The sequence below is a fragment of the Halobacteriovorax sp. DA5 genome, assembly GCF_002903145.1.
Taxonomy (GTDB): domain Bacteria; phylum Bdellovibrionota; class Bacteriovoracia; order Bacteriovoracales; family Bacteriovoracaceae; genus Halobacteriovorax_A.
On record NZ_PPDJ01000008.1, the window covers coordinates 73,753 to 91,981 of the forward strand.

The 18,229-nt window shown below is 32.5% G+C and carries 14 protein-coding genes; all 14 read right to left on the bottom strand.

Annotation, left to right across the window (positions count from 1 at the left end):
- Complete coding sequence (locus C0Z22_RS11155) at positions 1–2,550, bottom strand: hypothetical protein (protein ID WP_103218453.1); 2,550 nt, start codon at positions 2,548–2,550, stop codon at positions 1–3.
- 102 nt (positions 2,551–2,652) lie between these two features.
- The gene (gene rpsI / locus C0Z22_RS11160) at positions 2,653–3,054 is read right to left on the bottom strand and encodes a 30S ribosomal protein S9 (protein WP_103218454.1); all 402 of its coding nucleotides are present in this window, start codon (positions 3,052–3,054) and stop codon (positions 2,653–2,655) included.
- A gap of 15 nt (positions 3,055–3,069) precedes the next feature.
- Positions 3,070–3,507 (bottom strand): 50S ribosomal protein L13, encoded by a 438-nt coding sequence (gene rplM / locus C0Z22_RS11165; protein WP_103218455.1) that lies wholly within the window; start codon positions 3,505–3,507, stop codon positions 3,070–3,072.
- Positions 3,508–3,743: 236 nt separating this feature from the next.
- Entirely contained in the window at positions 3,744–6,596 is a 2,853-nt protein-coding gene (locus tag C0Z22_RS11170; protein WP_103218456.1) for an outer membrane protein assembly factor, read from the bottom strand.
- The gene (locus C0Z22_RS11175; protein WP_103218457.1) at positions 6,584–10,528 is read right to left on the bottom strand and encodes a translocation/assembly module TamB domain-containing protein; all 3,945 of its coding nucleotides are present in this window, start codon (positions 10,526–10,528) and stop codon (positions 6,584–6,586) included. The genes C0Z22_RS11170 and C0Z22_RS11175 overlap by 13 nt, the downstream gene beginning before the upstream one ends.
- Positions 10,525–11,412, bottom strand: coding sequence for a hypothetical protein (locus C0Z22_RS11180; RefSeq protein ID WP_146037874.1), 888 nt, complete (start codon positions 11,410–11,412; stop codon positions 10,525–10,527). The genes C0Z22_RS11175 and C0Z22_RS11180 overlap by 4 nt, the downstream gene beginning before the upstream one ends.
- A 150-nt stretch (positions 11,413–11,562) precedes the next feature.
- The gene (efp, locus tag C0Z22_RS11185) at positions 11,563–12,135 is read right to left on the bottom strand and encodes an elongation factor P (RefSeq protein ID WP_103218459.1); all 573 of its coding nucleotides are present in this window, start codon (positions 12,133–12,135) and stop codon (positions 11,563–11,565) included.
- A 9-nt stretch (positions 12,136–12,144) separates the two neighbouring features.
- The gene (locus C0Z22_RS11190) at positions 12,145–12,579 is read right to left on the bottom strand and encodes a type II 3-dehydroquinate dehydratase (RefSeq protein WP_103218460.1); all 435 of its coding nucleotides are present in this window, start codon (positions 12,577–12,579) and stop codon (positions 12,145–12,147) included.
- Positions 12,572–13,432, bottom strand: coding sequence for a tetratricopeptide repeat protein (locus C0Z22_RS11195; protein WP_103218461.1), 861 nt, complete (start codon positions 13,430–13,432; stop codon positions 12,572–12,574). Before C0Z22_RS11195 ends, C0Z22_RS11190 begins: the two co-directional genes overlap by 8 nt.
- The gene (pilQ, locus tag C0Z22_RS11200) at positions 13,433–15,229 is read right to left on the bottom strand and encodes a type IV pilus secretin PilQ (RefSeq protein WP_103218462.1); all 1,797 of its coding nucleotides are present in this window, start codon (positions 15,227–15,229) and stop codon (positions 13,433–13,435) included. It abuts the gene before it with no gap.
- Positions 15,230–15,301: 72 nt separating this feature from the next.
- Positions 15,302–15,610 (bottom strand): hypothetical protein, encoded by a 309-nt coding sequence (locus tag C0Z22_RS11205; protein WP_146037875.1) that lies wholly within the window; start codon positions 15,608–15,610, stop codon positions 15,302–15,304.
- Positions 15,611–15,732: 122 nt separating this feature from the next.
- Entirely contained in the window at positions 15,733–16,389 is a 657-nt protein-coding gene (gene pilO / locus C0Z22_RS11210; protein WP_103218464.1) for a type 4a pilus biogenesis protein PilO, read from the bottom strand.
- Entirely contained in the window at positions 16,389–17,021 is a 633-nt protein-coding gene (locus tag C0Z22_RS11215) for a PilN domain-containing protein (protein WP_103218465.1), read from the bottom strand. The genes pilO and C0Z22_RS11215 overlap by 1 nt, the downstream gene beginning before the upstream one ends.
- Positions 17,018–18,187, bottom strand: coding sequence for a type IV pilus assembly protein PilM (gene pilM / locus C0Z22_RS11220; protein ID WP_103218466.1), 1,170 nt, complete (start codon positions 18,185–18,187; stop codon positions 17,018–17,020). The genes C0Z22_RS11215 and pilM overlap by 4 nt, the downstream gene beginning before the upstream one ends.
- Positions 18,188–18,229 lie beyond the last annotated feature (42 nt).

The window sequence follows — 18,229 nt, forward strand, 5'->3', positions numbered from 1 at the left end:
TTAATCAAGCTCTATCGTATTGAAATTGCTAAAAATTTCATGGTTATCGAGTAAAATTAGCGTATTCCCCTGCCTTGTTAACCCCTCAAGTAATTCACAGATTGAATTCAGTTCATTAATTGATAATCCGTAAGAGATATTCGTTAGAACAATAACAGAATTCTTTACCTTCTTATCAATGGCCTTAAGAAGTTTTACACGCAAGCGCTCTCCACCAGATAGCGACGGAATGATACGATCAAGAGTTAGGTAATCGAGATTTAATAACTTTAAATATTCAATTGTTCTCTTAATTTTCGGCGTCGTTGGAATTGACTCAAACAAAGTTGATATAGGAGTTTTACAAGCATCAATAATTGTATATTTTCCATCAGTGATAGTTGCGTAGAATTTTTTTAAACCAGTTCCACCACACTCATCACAATCGAATGTTACATCTTCAAGAAATTGCATATCTATTTCTTGAATACCCTTTCCTTCACAAACAGCACATTGTCCTAATTTACTATTTTTAGAAAAGTGACCTTTTTCTAGTCCAAGTGATTTAGAGACAGGTAGCTTTGAAAAATAGTTTCTGACATGACCACTTAAATCGAGAGCCGTTCCAACAGTAGAGCGACTTGTTGATTTTTCAATCCTTGTTTCATAAATAAAGATATTTTCAATCCCCTCAGGATAACTTAAACCATCTATTTCATAAGAAGTTTCAAAGTCATATTTTTCATTAAAGATATCTTCATTTAACTCATTAAAGAGTGCATTAATAACAAGTCTCTTATCAAATGAATCCATCTGAGTTTTCACTTGATTAATTGTACCGACTTGAAATTTGATCTCATTATATCTAAAGCCTTCAAACTCAATATTTTTAAAGATAATCTCCTCATCAGATAGAGATTTTTTAGAAACTTTCTTTTTAACTGTTTCTAGTTTCGGAAGTTTATGAGCAACAACTTCACCACCTAAATGGCCTGCTCCAGGTCCAATAACAATATTATGGTCACTTCCTTGTTGTAAGACTCTACTATGTTCAACCATTACTACAGTATTATTTGAAGATAGTTTTTTTAGAAACTTCAGTAAAACTTTCTGCTCTTCAGAATTCATTCCAAGACTAGGCTCATCAAGTACAAACAATGAACCACTACCTTGAAAACTTAAATAGCGTACTAGAAGTGATTTTTGATATTCACTAGTTTCTAGTGATTTAAGTTTTGTCATCAAAGGGAATTGTCCTAGACCTAATTCTATTGCAATTTCTAACTTGGCCAATATTTTTTTTACGATCGTCTCATTCTTATCCACGAATATATTTTCATATAGCTCTTCAATAGTGAGAGATAAACATTCTCCATATGAATTTATATTCTGTAAATTTCCACGGTGATGAAGTGCACTTGGGGAAACCCTTCTACCTTCACATAAGTGACAACACTTTTCACTCTGAAGTGATCTCAAAAAGATTCTAGCAGAACGCTTGTATCTTTTTTCTTCAAGGCCATAAAGAAAGTTTAAAACACCATAAAAGCGTCCACTTCCTTTCATTAAAATATCTTCGATCTCCTCTTTAACATCGCAAAAACGACTGTCAGGAGAGATGCCTACTTTTTTAATTTCTGCTACAAAATATTTATAATGATCATTATATTTTGAGTATTCTAAGAAAGTTATTGCACCATCTGATATTTTTTTCTTTGGATATTTAACAATTTTATTAATGTCATAACTTAGTGTCGATCCATAACCCTTACACTCAGAGCAAGCACCAACACCATTGTAAGGAAGCAAGTCACTAATCTGACGTGCACTTCTCAATTCTTCTTGCGAACATTTAGGGCAATAAGCGCTAGTGTTTAAATTGAAGTGTTTTAACAAATCTTGACCTGCAAGAAAAACACTTAACTGAGATACAGCATTATTTTTTATAAGCTCAGTCCACTTTTTACGAAATTGATTCATACTCTTCGGTTTAATTCTAAAAATTTCCCATTGAGAGTCTTCTTTATCAAATTCTCGAATAGTTGAAGTTTTAGAATCAAAACTTCTAGCAGGCATACCATTAATATTCTCAAGATAATGGTCTTTACCAATAAGAACATGAATGACTTTACAGTCATCACTCACGGATTCATTAATTTCAGTCTCAACTTGTGAAAGACCATCAACAAACTCATCACCATGAATCAAGCATTTTGTGGAAAAAGGCTCAAAATATAATTGGGCCAATTCATAACTAATCTCTAACTGGTCGGCCATATTTAATCGCGAACCAACTATTGGATTATTTTGTGCCAAACTCCAAACAGGAAGAACTGGCGAAATACTATCGACTTCTGCACTTGTTGGAACTCTTTCAAAAAAATTCATTGAAGAAGGAAGTGAATTTAAAAATCTTCTCTTAGACTCATTTGCCAATGTATTAAAAACTAAAGATGACTTTCCTGAACCGGATACACCTGAAACACAAGTGATCTTATTAATTGGAAATTCAACATCAATATTTTTTAAATTATTAGTTCTTACGCCTTTAAGCTGAATGGATTTTGCCATAAGGATTTATAGCATAGAAGAAAAGTTTTTGGTAGGCCCATGAATAAACAAGGCCCACAAAAGTGGGCCCCGCATATATTCGAAAATATTGTAAGATAAATCTTAACGCTTCGAGAATTGGTACTTTGCTCTTGCACCTTTCTGACCAGCTTTTTGTCTTTCAACTTTTCTTGGATCTCTTGTAAGGAATCCAGCTGATTTAAGCTCGCCTCTAAGTGCAGCATCAATCTTAAGAATTGCTCTTGCAACACCAAGACGAACAGCACCCGCTTGACCAGTAGTTCCACCACCAGTTACGTTGATTTTTAGATCATATTTGTCTGCAAGCTTAAGTAGGTTTAGAGGTTGGTTAACAACGTATCTATCTGTACCTTTTGTGAAGTACTCTTTGATATCTCTATTATTAACAACAACTTTACCAGTCCCTGCAGCCATGTAAACTCTAGCAACTGAAGATTTTCTTCTACCAACTGCCTGTGAATCCCAAGTTTTTCCTTTAGCCATAATAATAACCTCTTACTAGAATTTGTATTCTACTGGTTTTTGAGCTTCATGTGCATGCTCAGATCCAGCAAAAACCTTAAGTTTTGTTAATTGTTTTCTACCTAGAGAATTCTTAGGAAGCATACCTTTAACAGCGCTCATAAGAATCGCTTCTGGCTTTCTTTCTAATTGTTCTTTAGCAGTTCTTTCTTTAAGTCCACCAGCATACCCTGTGTGTCTGTAGTAAACTTTATCGTTCCACTTATTCCCAGTAAATCTAACTTTTTCTGCGTTAATAACAACAACAAAATCACCAGAATCTGTATGAGGAGTGTACTTTGGTGAGTTCTTCCCTCTTAATACATTAGCGATTTCAGTTGCTAAACGTCCAACTACCATATCAGTAGCATCAATTAAGTGCCATTTTTTGTCAGCGTCTGCTGGCTTCAACACAAATGATTTCTCAGTGTACATAGTAACCTTCCACTTTAATAATGTTAAAAATCAATAAAACGTAAACGCATCATCAGAATAAAATGATTTGTTTACAACACTTAAGGACCTAAAGGCCCATAATTCCGTTGTTTGTGGGGTAACGGGTTTCGGCAGATATTAAACAATTTGTCCCAATAAAACAATGGGAAATTGTTATTTTTTTGGCCATGCGTAATATTTTCTTCGGCCATAAGGCACTGAAAATACGTTTTTTATTAGAATTGGCCAATTGTGATGTGAAAACGGCCAAAAGAGTCGCCCCCGATGCGATCTAATTTCACTCCGTAGTCAAAATCTAGAGAGCCAATTGGTGTAAAAAACTTGAAGCTCATACCAACAGATTTCAGTAAGTCAAAATTATCAATTTTATCAACAAATACTCGCCCTGCATCAAAAAATACAGCAATAGCAGAATAGTCACCAATATAATATCTTGGCTCCAGTCTGAAGTTTACAAAATATGCCTCACCTCTAACTGTTGTGTCATTAATATAACTACCGTCATTAAGTCTTCCACTCTCTAGATCGCTATACCCACGCAAATAATCACGTCCAATTAAACGAAATACCTTTAATGGAGGAATATAGCCTGTAGTCATTGGTTTTCCATCTGAATCAATAATTACATTACCGCTACTATCTTTAACGATGTCACTAGAAAAGTTATGTTCATATCCAAGTGCTATTGAAGTCGCTAAAGTAATATCACCCATAGGTATATAGTTAAAATTTCTAACAACTGCCTTATGGTAATCAATCGTTAAATCTTCACTTTCTTGAGAACCTAAATAAGGATTAGCAAATTCCCAAGAAAAGTTAAACCATGAGCCCTTCTTTGGAAGTGTTTTATTGTCTCTAAAATCTAAAGTCAGCTCAGGTCTAATTGCACCAATAATATACTTATCTTCATCAATAGCATCCGTTGCATCAAATTGCCTGATATTATCAAATTCATATGTAAGACTCATCGATAAGACATCAGAGAATGTCTTTATAAGTTGAGGTGAAAAACTAATAATATCAGCGTCAAAGTCAGAATATCTTTTCCTTTCATATCGTGCAGTGGCCTTAAAAGTTACCTTCGAATTAAATAGATCGTAAAATAAATAAGGCTCTACATATTGAAACTGTACTAGCCCTTCTAAAAGCTTTCTAGAATCCTGTTTTCTACGGTCATCAAGATATGAAAAGTCAGTTCTCCAGTTAGTCTGCGCCTTGAAGATAAAAGAACGGTTCATTCCATTAAAGTTGTTATACGAAATAGTTGAAGAAAACTTTAGACCAAGATCAGTACGAAAACCTGGGGCAATTTCAGCAAGCCCAAAATCCTTTTCAGTAACTTTGATAACAAAGTTCAAATACTTTTCAGTAGGAGAAATTTCCTCTCCAACAAATGAAGAGATATTTACGTTCGAAAATAAGCCTAACTCTCTTAATCGTGCAATAAAATCATTCATCGCCTTTGGTGTAACGAGATCACCACGAACAAGAGGAAGCTCTCGTCTAATTACGACGTCCTTAGTTGCTGAATTACCTGTTACAATGACATTCCCTAAGTAAGTTTTTACACCTAGGCCAAACTTGAGATTAAGTTCAATTTCATTAGTTGCTGAGTTAACATTTACAATTTTCTTAGGTCGCTTTTCACTATAAGAACTAAAATAATAACCTCTTGTCTTTAGAGAGATTAGCGCATTTTTCAAATCTTCATCTATATGTACAACGTTGAATGGCTTACCTATTTTATTTTTTAAAACATCTTCTATAAAATATTTAGCCTCTTCATCCTCAATGCCCTCGATATTTATCTTACTTAAAATATACTGTGCACCTTCCGAGATTGAAAAAGATACTACTGCAGCATCGCCACCATCTATAAAGTCAACTTTAGGTTTTTCTATATTTACAAAAATATATCCATCTTTAACGTATAACTCTTTTATTTTTTCAGAAGCATTTTCTAGTCCTCTTTCATGAAGATAGTCTGCTTTGAGTAAGTCAGAGTCTGTTTTATAATAAATATTTCTTAGTCGTTTATTGTCTTTATAGTGATTTCCGTTAAAGTTTACTTGTGAAACTGTAACCTTTCGACCTTCATTAATCGTGAAGTATAGATTTAAAATATTATTTCCATTTAAATCAAATCCCTTCGCTTCCGTAAGTTTAGACTTTGCATAATAGTAACCATTTTCACGATAGAAATTTACAATATGTCGATTGAGAGAAATATCATCAAATCTTCCCTTATTGTTTTGTATATACTTCTTAACATGAGAAAGTAGATCATTATGATTGAGTCGGTAATTATTATGAAAATTAACACCAAATCTAGAACCAAGTTCGATATTAAAAATTAACTCATAATTCCCATTGTTCAAAACTTTAAGTTCTTCTTTTACACGCGATAACCAAAAGCCATCCCTAATAAGCAGGGTACGATACTCCTGCAGCATTTTTTTATAATTAGTAAAATCTAGAGAAGTACCTCTTATACGATGCCAGAACTTTTCTGACTCTTTAAGCTTCACGCCAAATAAACCATTAAGCCTAATTTCTTCTAATCTTCTAATTTCATTCTTCAAAAGATTTAAAGTAAGCTTCACCCCTTCTTGATTTAACTCTTTAGTAATGGTGCCTACTTTAGAACCTTGTTTAAAGTATTCCTTACCGATTGCCTTAAGTCCCTCTTGTGCAGTTGTCTCATCATAATAGTCACCCTCTTTCAAATTAAAATCATTTTTTATACGACGATTAAGAACAGAGTCTGTTCCCTTAACATATACTGATAAAATTCGAGGCTTAGTCTCTACAACAATATTAAGTCGCCCTTTTTTAACTTCATAAAAGAATGTTTTATAGTATGGCTTTGCTAGTTCAAATTGAATCACTCTATTTAACTCCTCACGAGTTAAATCTTTGCCTTCATACTTTTTGAAGCTTTCGATAATATATAAACACTCCTCACGTCCAGTACAATCAATATCAACATTTTTGATATTAATTGATTCGGCTCCAAAAACTGGAGTGATTAGAAGAAAGAATGTGGCTATCAATCTTAGAATGACCATTTGTATTTTATATCGGCTCCTACAGAGCCATCTGTCCCTTCTTTATTGTTTGTATCATCTTCACTTTCAAAAATACCTTCAATCGAAAGTTTGTCACTTATGCTGTAATCAACATTAATTGATTGCTTATTACTTTCACTATCAAAAGTATTGGAAAACTTTAAATTAATATTGTCATTCACTTTTTTCGTTATCTGTAGTTTAGTAGCAGTTTTAACTGATTGCTCAGATTTTGTAGCTTCTTCAATAGGACTATCCGAACTTTCAGTAAATTCAGGTAATACACTCAATTTCAACCCGAGTGCAGCATCTAAACCTTCGTTGATATTAAGTTGATCAACTAAAAAGGTTCCAATCCCAATTGTTGTTAAGTTTGTTCTTTGACTATCTTCTAAGTTCTGTGAGAAGTCTGAAGTTACACCTAAAGTTAATAATGAGAAGATATTATCTCTTGAAAGTGAAGGGGTTGATTCTAGATTAATAGAGATATCATCTACTGAACCAGTTATTCCCATTTCAATGTCATACTGACCAATTGTTGAATTCGCTAAAAGGTTTAATGTAATTGGATCCATATTCTCTTCTTTAGTAAAGTACACAACTCCTTCAGAAAGAATAAAATCATTTCCTCTAAATTTAAACTTACTAAGACCTGGAACAATGATAAGTTGACCTTGCATAGCCGGGTTTGTGAACTGGCCATCAATATGTAAGTCTCCCGCAATTAGTAAATCAGCTAAGCGGTTTCTTAAACGGACAGTTTCCTTTACACTTAAATCAATATCGAGATTAATAAGATCTGGAATTCCTCTTTGATTTTGAGTGATATACTTACTTAAACTTTTATTGAATTCAGAGGAAGATTTAAAATCATTAAATTCGTTTTCAATAAGTCCACCATTAACAAATACACTTCCTTTAATTAAATAAGGAAAACCTCTTCCACTCAGAGTTAAGTTTCCATCTGTATTAACGATAGATCGAGATTCAACTTGATAACCTACATTTGTATAATTTGAAGTTATATATACTTCAGGAAACGGAAAATTAGCTTTAATGTAACCAGAAAGATTAAAATCTCCTGAACCAATTTCGCCACTTAAATTATTTATTAGGATTTTTTGATCACGGTATGCACCAACTCCATTAGCATTTGATATTTCTAACGGAACACTTTTAAGCTTTAATCCAAAATTAGAAGTGCTAAGAGAATGTGATAGGTCATATTTTTTTCGATTACCAACAATAATCCCCTTTCCTTTGATTGATCCTAAAATCCTTTCAATCTCACTAGTAAGTAATGTTAGATAACTTAGATTAATATCTAACTCTTGAACTAATTGAAAGTTAGTATCAACATTACCACTTCCTGACAATTGATAGTATCCTCCGGATCCACTGAGAGAGAGACCTAATTGTTTAATTTCAGATTGTTCTATCTCTATTGAAGTTGGCCTTCTTAAAGTTAAGGATCTTCCATAATTACTTATATGAAACTGAGTTAAATTCATGATAGAACTGACGGGTTTATCAGGATTGAAGTCATAAGACAGTTGACCGCTCATTTGTACAAAACCATTAAGCTCGTTGTTAAAAGAATTGTGCTCAGAAATAAATGCAAGAGATGGTTTAATATCAGGCATATCAACTGCATAATTCAAAATAACTTTAGGTTGTGATTTACTAAAATCTAGCTCACCATCAATATGTATTCCTTGATTAAGAATATTAGTATTAAAATTAATGATCTTATCAATGAATTCAAATTCTAACTCAGAAGCTCCAATTTCTTGGTTTCCGATCTTGGTTTCCGTTAAATATGCGTTACCTTTTCCTTTTAAAACACCATTTCTTTTTGCATCAATACTTGCAGAGAAATAACCATTATACCCAAGGCCAAGATCACGATATCGATATAAATCACTTAATTTAATTGGAGTCGTAATAAATGAAATTTTTTCGAATCCATTTTTGAAATTGTAAACAAAGTCAGCGGATGCACTTGAACGATTCTTCTTTATTATTGCATTTTTTACTTCGACTTCCCTATTCGAGACAATTAGTTCTAAAGATATATTGTCAATAGGCTCTTTATAAGCACTTACTTTATCTGAATCTATTTTCAACTTAGTTACTAAATTTGAAAAATTTCCAGATAGATTTACATCAGCATTAAAAACACCTTCAAGTGGTGTGGTATATACCTTAACATCTTCCCATATAGGTTTAATATTTCTATGTAGAAGACTTAGGTCAACACTCTTCATTTTAATATTTAAATCGACATTTTCTTTTTCTAAATTTACGACACCATAAATATTAGACTGTCCATTTGTTGTATTATTTAAACTATCAACATAAATGATATTTTCGTTAATTGAATACTTAAGATTTGCTTTGGATTTCTTCTCAAGCAAGAAACCAAAAACATCAACATACTCAACATCTGATGAGTTCACATCAATTACAACATTATCAGTTCCCTTTATAGAAATATCAAAGTCGCCATGTCCTTTTGCAACCCCAGCAATTTCACCACCAAGATCTGATATCGAGAAGTTCTTTGCTTTAATATCAAAGTCAACAAGATTACCTATTACTGAACCTTTCCCATTTAACAATGAATTATTAGTTTTAGCATTAACACTTATATTAAAATCACGTCCTGCTACTATATTTAAGTTCTCTAGGCTAATGTTAGAAAAATTTATAATGTTATCACTACTTGGTCTTAAAGCTAAGTTAGTGATTGAGATAGGACTATTCTTAAAGGTATCGACTAAGACTTCACCAGAATTATTCATTCTCAATAAAACCTTTCCATTAGCTCGGCCCTTTAAAAGGACAAAATCCTCGCCTAGAAAATATAAAATATCATTGAGATGAAGATTAGTTGTTTCAACAACGACATCATTATCAATAACTTTGTCAGAATTAAAATTTAACACTAATTCATCAGCTACTTTAACTTTTCCACTATTCACTTCACCAGTGAAATTTCTAATCGTTAACTTGTTATTATGAAAAGAGTGTTTCGTTTTAAAAGAATCAAGATTTACATAATCAGAATGTATATTACTACCATTAGTAAAACCACTAACGTATATATCCTTCTTATCAACAGCACCTGTGATAGTCGATTTCCCTTCTATTACGCCATCAATATTTATATTGTATTTTCTTTTTATGTCCTCAAAACTATCAAAGTTTATTTTGTAATCGATATCGGAATGAACTTTCTTACTGCTAAATTCATATTTTCCTGATCCGCTAATTTTAGAATCTTTAATGAATATATATCCATTTCTGACACGAATATTGTTTTCAACAATTTCAGCGTCAAGATAAAGATTATCGACTACAGCACCTTCCCACTTAACATTTTCAATATCAAGAAGGATGTCATAACTATACTCAAATGGACTAAGTGCTAGGTACTTGATCGGTATATTTAATTTATTTTCAGCAATATAAAAATCAGAGTTTTTAATTTCAATCTTGTTAATTTTAAAAGGTAATTGGTTAGTAACATTGGAAAGAGTATTAAAAATACTTACTTGAGAATTATCATCTTCACTCTTTTCTAATTTCTCTAGAACAACATAACCATCACTAAATTCAACAGAGTTAAATCTTATATTTGATGAGAAAAGACTTAAAAGAGAAAATGCTGCTGAAACATCCTTTACCTGTACTTCAAGTTCATCTCTTACTTTGAAATTAACATCCTCTAAAATAGTTCGAGGAGGGAAAAATCCACCCGAAACTCTAGTGAAAGAAAGAGACATATTTGAATCAATGATTACATTTTTATTAATATACTCTGTTAGTAATGTTGATACATATTTTGACTGTATAAAACGCCAGGCTCCTACCGTGAGAAGTCCAAAGACAAGAGTAAATATAATCAGAAATTTATTTACAAATCTCATCTCTTTAACATTACCTCAACATTCCTATAGCCTGGACTTAAACGATTAACAATAACTGCCATAAAGAAAGCTCGTTCATTATTTCCAAGTCGCTTATAAGCTGCAGCCATTTCAAATAGAGTATTTACATATTCAGTTTTAGACTCACAGCCATCAATTAGTTTTTCTCTTAATTCTACTAACGATAGCAACTCATCTTTCCTATTTGGAGGTAGATACAACGCCTCAACATAATCCCTGTTAAATACGTGCTCTTTCGTATTCTTAGTATGTTCTTCTATACCTGTATAATCTTTCAAATAATGATTAATCGCTCTAATCAAATCATTATCGTCTGAACGTTTAACATAGTTGTATAAAACATCTTGAAATTCTTCAGACTCAAAAAATAGAGGAATGATCTTGAATAGGGATTCAATAAACATCAAAGGATCTATTAAGTTAATATCATTCACTAACCTTTTTCTAATGGCCGATATTTGAAAATATATTTCAGGGTTTTTAACAGCAGTAATTGTTGTGATGATATTAGAGATATCTTCCTTTAACTCTTGGCCACTTATTAATTTAATGTACGATAATAAATCATTTGAATATGTAATATCAAAGTGTGTGAATATTTTTGTTAATTCATTTAAGCGATTAATTTTTTTTCTTTTTATCAAGTAAGTAGTGAGGCTACTAATTTCTAAAAATAATTTTTGAACTTTTCCAGTGGAGTGAAAAAATAAAATTTTTGAGAGTGAGTCTAGATAAAAAACATCAATTGAAGATTGCTCTTCATTATCAATACGATTTGATTCTAAAAAAATAATAAGCTCTTGAGTGTTACTCATTACTTTTTCAAATTCATATTTTGTCATTTCGGTTGTGTTATTTGACACATTTCCTCTGGTATATAAATACAACTAACTATCTAAAATTATTATATCAAATAATTATTTTAATTAATGTTAAGCGTACTTTTTACCACAGAAAGACATGGATTAGAGATAAGAAAAAGGCCCTTTAAAAGGGCCTTTATATTTAAGAAATTATTTGTTTACACGCTCGACGTAATCACCAGTTCTTGTATCAATTTTTAAGATTTCCCCTTCTTTGATAAATAGTGGAACGTTTACTTGAAGACCTGTTTCCATAATTGCCTTCTTTAATCCACCTTGAGCTGTATCACCCTTAAGACCTGGGTCTGTTTCAGTTACTGATAACTCAACAAAGTTAGGAAGTTCAATCGAAATTGGTTTACCTTTATAATATAATAGTCCTACTTTAATACCTTCTTGTAGGTAGTTAGCAGCATCATCAATGTATTCAGTTGCAACGTGAATTGTTTCAAAAGACGATTGGTCCATGAAGTTAAATCCATCAGGATCATTGTATAAATACTCTACTTCTTTTTCTTCTAGATCTGGCTTAAGAGCACCAGTTGCTACACCAGACTTGAAAGTTCTTTCAATAACTGCACCTGTTTCTAGGTTTTTGATTCTTAACTTATAAAAAGCTGAACCTTTACCTGGGTTAGTGAAGTCACATTTAATACAAACATATGGTTTGCCATCGATTTCTAGTTTTAAACCTTTCCTAAAGTCGTTTGTCGATATTTCCATAAAAACCCTTTAAATTAATTGCGATAATATTGCTAGGAAGTAACCTTTTTCTTTTAAACCTTCTATCACAGCTGTTGAAGATTTTGCAGTAATTTTATTCTTTCTAAACTCCTCTCTTAGGTTTGTGTTTGAAAGATGTACTTCAATTACTGGGCATTTCATCACCCGCAAGGCGTCTAAAATAGCAATACTAGTATGAGAGAAAGCTGCTGGGTTGATAATCAGCGCTTTAATATCACTTTCTGACGCAGCATGTATTTTTTCAATGATCTCTTGCTCACCATTAGATTGGAACCATTCAACATCAACTTTATGCCCGAACTGCCCGAGTTTTTCATTGGTGTACTTTTCAATGGCATCAAGATCAAGTGTGCCATAGATAGATGGTTCTCTTTTTCCTAATAAATTTAAATTAGGACCATTAATGACTAAGAATTTATCCATTTAAAACTTCGCTGCTTCTTTTCTTTAAGTATGATTCGAATAGCTCAAAGGCCATTGTCAGTTTTTCCAGTTCTACTTTTGGTTTTTGCTCTAATTTCTTAGCTGTCGATTCAAAAGCGGCCATTAAGTCTTCACGGCCCTTACTCTCACTGATCTCGTCTTGTCCCTCAAGCTCAAGTAGTCTATCTTGGATACGTTGATCTTCAGGATTTTCAGCTAGCGCACTGTTAAGAACTTCTATCGCCTTTTGTTTTGCGCCTTGTTTTAGATAAAGGTCAACTAGAGTATGGCTAAAGATTTGTCCTGGTTCACTCTTAGGTTTATCTTCAACGACTGGCTCTTCTTTAACTTGTGGAACTAAACTTAAGGTACTCCAACTTTCTATTTCATCATCTAAATTCGATATATCAAAAGTTTTTTGAGTTAGATCTTCATTTTCAATACTGTCAAAATTATCATATTTTACAATAAACTCAGTTGCTTCATTATCCTTAGGTGAAATAAAAAGAACTCTTTTATATGTATTTAGGGCCTCAAGGATCAAATTCTGTTTAAAACAAGAATGAGCAAAAAGTTTAAGAAACTTAATATTATCGCCATTAATAGAAAGTTGTGGCTTTAATACAGTGTAAGCTTCTTCAATCTCTTCCCTCTCTAATAATAGCTGGCCATAAACAATAATAGCAGCAGAGAAGTTAGGATGATGAATTAGTCCTCTTTTAAGTAAAGCTAATGCTTCATCATTCATTCCAACTTTTCTGTATATTTCGGCCAAAGGAGCAAAGACCTTCGATCGAGGGTCTTTCTCCAATTGACTTTTATATTTTGTGATTAGATTATTGTAATTTTTCATCTACAAGCTACTTGTTAAACCTGCACGTTCTTGATTAATAACTCTCGGTGTAATGAAAATAACAAGTTCTGTTTTACTTACCTGTGGATTATACGGAGTTCTAAATAGCCAACCGACAATAGGTACATCCTTTAAATAAGGAACACCAGAATGTGATTCAATTTTAGAATAACTATAAAGTCCACCTAGAACAATTGTTGATCCATTTTCAACAAGTACATTTGTCTTTACCTGTCTTTTAGTTTTATCAGGTGGAGCTCCCGCTGCTGGAGCAGTACCAAATTGCTCTTTAGATAGTTCGACAATTAAATCAATTGCCCCATCATTAGCAACCTGAGGAGTAACGGCCAAACTTAGCTCGGCAGTTGTCTCTTTGAATGTAATTGTAATATCTTCACCAGTCCCTTCTCTTTCTTCAAAAGAAGTTGTGTCTGTCGAAATAATTTCTGCTTTTACGTTATGTTTAGTTACAACTCGAGGAGAAGCAATGATCTTACCTTTTGATTCACTTTCTAAAAGTTGTAACTGAAAATTTAAATCAAATAAGCGTCCAAATCTTGAGATTGTAACACCAAGTAAGTTCCTTGTGTTCTCACCAGTTGTTGGAGCACTTGAAAAGCTTAGCCCTGGACCAGAAATACTAGTCGAACTGGCCGAACCTGTTAAATCTGTAGAAGTTGGTATTTGTCCAATTGGGTCATATCCAAAATTGAGTCCATTCTGCAGACCAATTTGTTTTTGATAACCTTCGTTAACTTCAACAATTTTTGATTCAATAAGAACCTGTGGAGTTTGACGATCTAGAATATCAACGATCTTTGCAATTTTTTCTGTCGTCTCAAGAGTATCATTAATGATTAAATTATTAGTTCTTTCATCAGCAATTAAAGAACCTCTTGCAGGAGTAACATAGTCCTTTAAAAGAGTCGTTAAGTCTTTAGCTTTAGAATAAGAGATAGGAAGAACTTTAGTTACGAGAGGTTCTGCTACTTCTTTGATTTGCGTAGCTTCTCTTTCTTTTCTTTTCTCTTCTGTTGCTTGAGCAAGCGTCTTAATCGTTAGAATTGCACCATTTTTTTCTGCTACTAACTTATTAATAGATAAAACTGTATCGAGTGCCTGGTCCCATGGAACATTTACTAAGTTAAGTGATAATGGTTTTAACTCAGCAACATCATTTGTCATAATAACGTTGAAACCTGAGGCATCCGCAATAAGATCAAGAATGTCATTGATCTTCATATCCTTAACATTCAAGGAAATCTTATTACCAACATACTTTTTTTGCCCTGAAAGAGTTAAGTTTTCTAAGATATCTTCCATGCTTTTAGATTTTGGCTTTAGAAGTCTTTGACTCTTCTTTTCTTCAGCTGTTGTTAAAGCACCTTCTTCCTCTTTAGAACTAGCAAATGCACCGTAACGATTTTCAAATATGATACTTGCAAGGTTTCCTGAAGTTTGAAGTTTAGAGCGAACATTATCTCTTAATTGTACGACGACTCTAATATCTTGAGACTTCCCTGGAGCCTTAAAAGCAGAAACAAATACTACCGAACCTGAAAATTCAGAAGTATCAAAAGCTCTAAGAACTCTTTGAGTGGATACTGTATTTTCAATATCAATAATGACTTGTTTGTCTTTAACGACTTGGAACTTTTTAATTTTGAAATCGTTCTTATCAAAATTGAAATTCAAATAACTTAAATCGTCTTTCTGTTGAAAATCAATTTTTGTTAAATTTGCTGATAGTGCAAGAAATGAGTATAGAATTGATACTGCAATAACTATTTTTTTCATTTTTACTCTTCCTAAGTAAAATTATTATATTTTTATGATATCATAAATTGAATTTTATAAAAGTATTATGAACTACTCTGATAAAGGAAGTATTGTTTCCAAGTACTCTTCTTCATCGTATACATTAATAATTTTCTCAACTAATACTACCCCACCAGGTAGAATTGCTTTAACCTCAACTTGATCTGGGCCGATTTTCATACCTTCTTTTATGATTACAGCTTGAGATAATCCTTCTTCTTCAACTTGTTTTATAATCGCTCGTGGATCTTTACCTAAAAAGATACCTGTAACTCTTAATCGATCAATACGAAGATGATCTGTCGTAAGCTTATTAGAGAAACCAGTAAACTTTTCTCTTCTCGCTTTTTTGTTTCCCATTTTTTTCTTATATTTAACTTTAAACGGGTCTCTAATATTTCTTCCGGAACCTAGTTCAACAGGCGCTTGTCCTATTGCTAAGAAACAAAATAAGCATGCTAATATTAATTTGCTCTGATTTTTCAATTCTTATTCCTAGTTCTTTTCTTTCTCGCAGGTTTTTTAGATTGTTCTTGTTTAAGTTTCTGCTCAATTTCTTCAATACCACGCTTTTCTCTATGGTTTTGATTATAAATATAACTCTCAATCGTAGCGTATAGATTAATTATTTCGTAACGAGACTTATTTGTTTTTGTAATTTTACTTAAATTAATATCTCTAACATTTAAAATTCTTTCTTGTTTAGAAATGTTTTCTAGTAAAAGTAAGAATTGTAGATATGTCCCTTTCCCTGAAAATGTATAATATTTCGTAATATAGAATCCATTTTCTTCTTGTCCGCTTGGATTAATTTGTACATCTTTGATCTTTAAGCTTTCCCCGAGCTTTTTGATTAAGTTAATACTTTCATTATCACTAATATCTTTAGGTAGACGTCTTTGTGTCTCTTCAAGTTTTTGAGCAACTATTTCAATCTCTTCTTTCTTTTGCTCAACGTCTCTTTCGTAATCCTTAAGTTTTTTTAATTCTTTTTTCTTCTTACTAATTCTACCGTTTACAATATTAACTTCTTCTTGAAGACTTGCTCTTTCAATTTCAACTTCGTTGTACGCTTCATAAGCCTGGAATGCGCCCCAAACGATTAAGATTAAATATAGCTTATTAATTAGAGATAGCATTACTCAAGATCTCCATATGATTGGATTTTCCCTTCAATTGAAAAACTTTGTAATGTAACACTTTCACCGTAAAGCTGATCTGAAGTTTCTTTAAGTTCTTTCATACCAAATGTTTCAGAAGAGTAGCCATTTCTTGGTATGAAATACTCAAGTTCTTTAACGTTGTTAATAAAGTCCCCGACCGATGAAAAAGATATTGATTCCCCATCAATCTTGATAACTTTTTTGTCGTCAATTGTTAGAGAGTTAAACCAAATATCATCATTCAATGATCCCGAAAGTCCTCTTAGTACTTTATATGGGTTAGATTTATTAGACATAACTTGCGCTACAAGTGCTTCTCTACTTTTTAACTCTTCAATTCTTTTTGTAAAAGCATCCATAACTTCAGTTAAAGAACCAAATGAATCAACTTCTTTTTTTAGTCTGTTAAAGACTGCCTTTTGCTGAACAATCTCATCACGTACATCTTGATTTTTATTTTTAAAACCTGGAATTAGAACAGATGTAAGTCCGTAATAAACAGCATAACCAATAAGAAGCGATTTCTTATTTACCTTATTAAAATCAACACCAAGAATTACTGGTAGCTCTAAAGGTTTCTTTTTTTCTAATAAGTTTATTTCTATCATTTTGGAAACTCCCTAAGGGCCAATCCAAATGAAACAACACCTTCGTGGGCCATATCATTTAATTCATCATCATCGAAATCATTTTCATTAAATTCGATTTCATTAAATGGATTCAATACATTAACATCAACACCAAAAGATGATCGGATTTCCTCAAGTAAATTAGGTAATCGCACTGAACCGCCAGTTACTGTAATATTCTTTAAAGAATCATCAGAAGTTGCATTAATATAAAAGTCATGAGCTTTTTTTAGTTCGTTAACAAGAGTTCCATTAATCTCATTAATAATCATTAACACATCATCAGGAACACCTTCACCAGATGACATCTTCTTTAAGTCTTCCGCTTCTTGAAATGTTACCCCTAATTGTCTCTGAATCTCTTCTGTAATACTCGCGCCACCAATAATGATTTCTTTAACAAAGACTGGAATACCTTTTTTAAGGACGATAAAAACAGTTGCCTGAGAACCAATATCAATTAGCAATGTCGATGGAATTAGAATTTTATTTATATCTGTACTTGAAGTATTTTCAAATATTTCATCTTCTGACTCATCATCAATATCTGATGATAAATCCTCTTCAGAAGCTAGCTCGTAGATATTAGTAATCGAAATAGAGCACAAATCAACGACTTTTACGATCTTACCTAAGGATTCAATTATTGTTTTGAATGATTCAAGGACATCTTTCTTTACCGCACAAACAATAACATCAAGACCACCACCCATGTTTTCACCGATGACATACCAATCGATATTACAGTCCTCAACCGGAAATGGGAGGTATTGCTCTGCTTCCCAAATTACTTGATCTTCAAGTTCTTCATCATCTCCACCGGCCAATTGTAATTTTTTAATTACTGTATTAGGCCCAGATAGACCAAGGCAAATATAGGGCTCTGTGACTTTCGCTTCTTTAAAAGCTTCTTTTAAAGCTTCTTTTAGAGCTTCTTCATCTTGAATTTCATCTTCTATGATTGCAGCTTCCGGAAGTGGAACAGATGCATACTTAACTAATTTATAAGTATCATTCTTGGTAACTATTTTAGAGACTTTTACTGAGCTTTGACCAATGTCAACACCAATAAGTTCTTTAGGAACTAAACCTAAAGCTTCCCTAATTTTAAATATAACATCCTGTATATCAATATTCTTCTTCATCCGTGACCTATCAAAGTATTATTTTATTATACTCTGCACAGT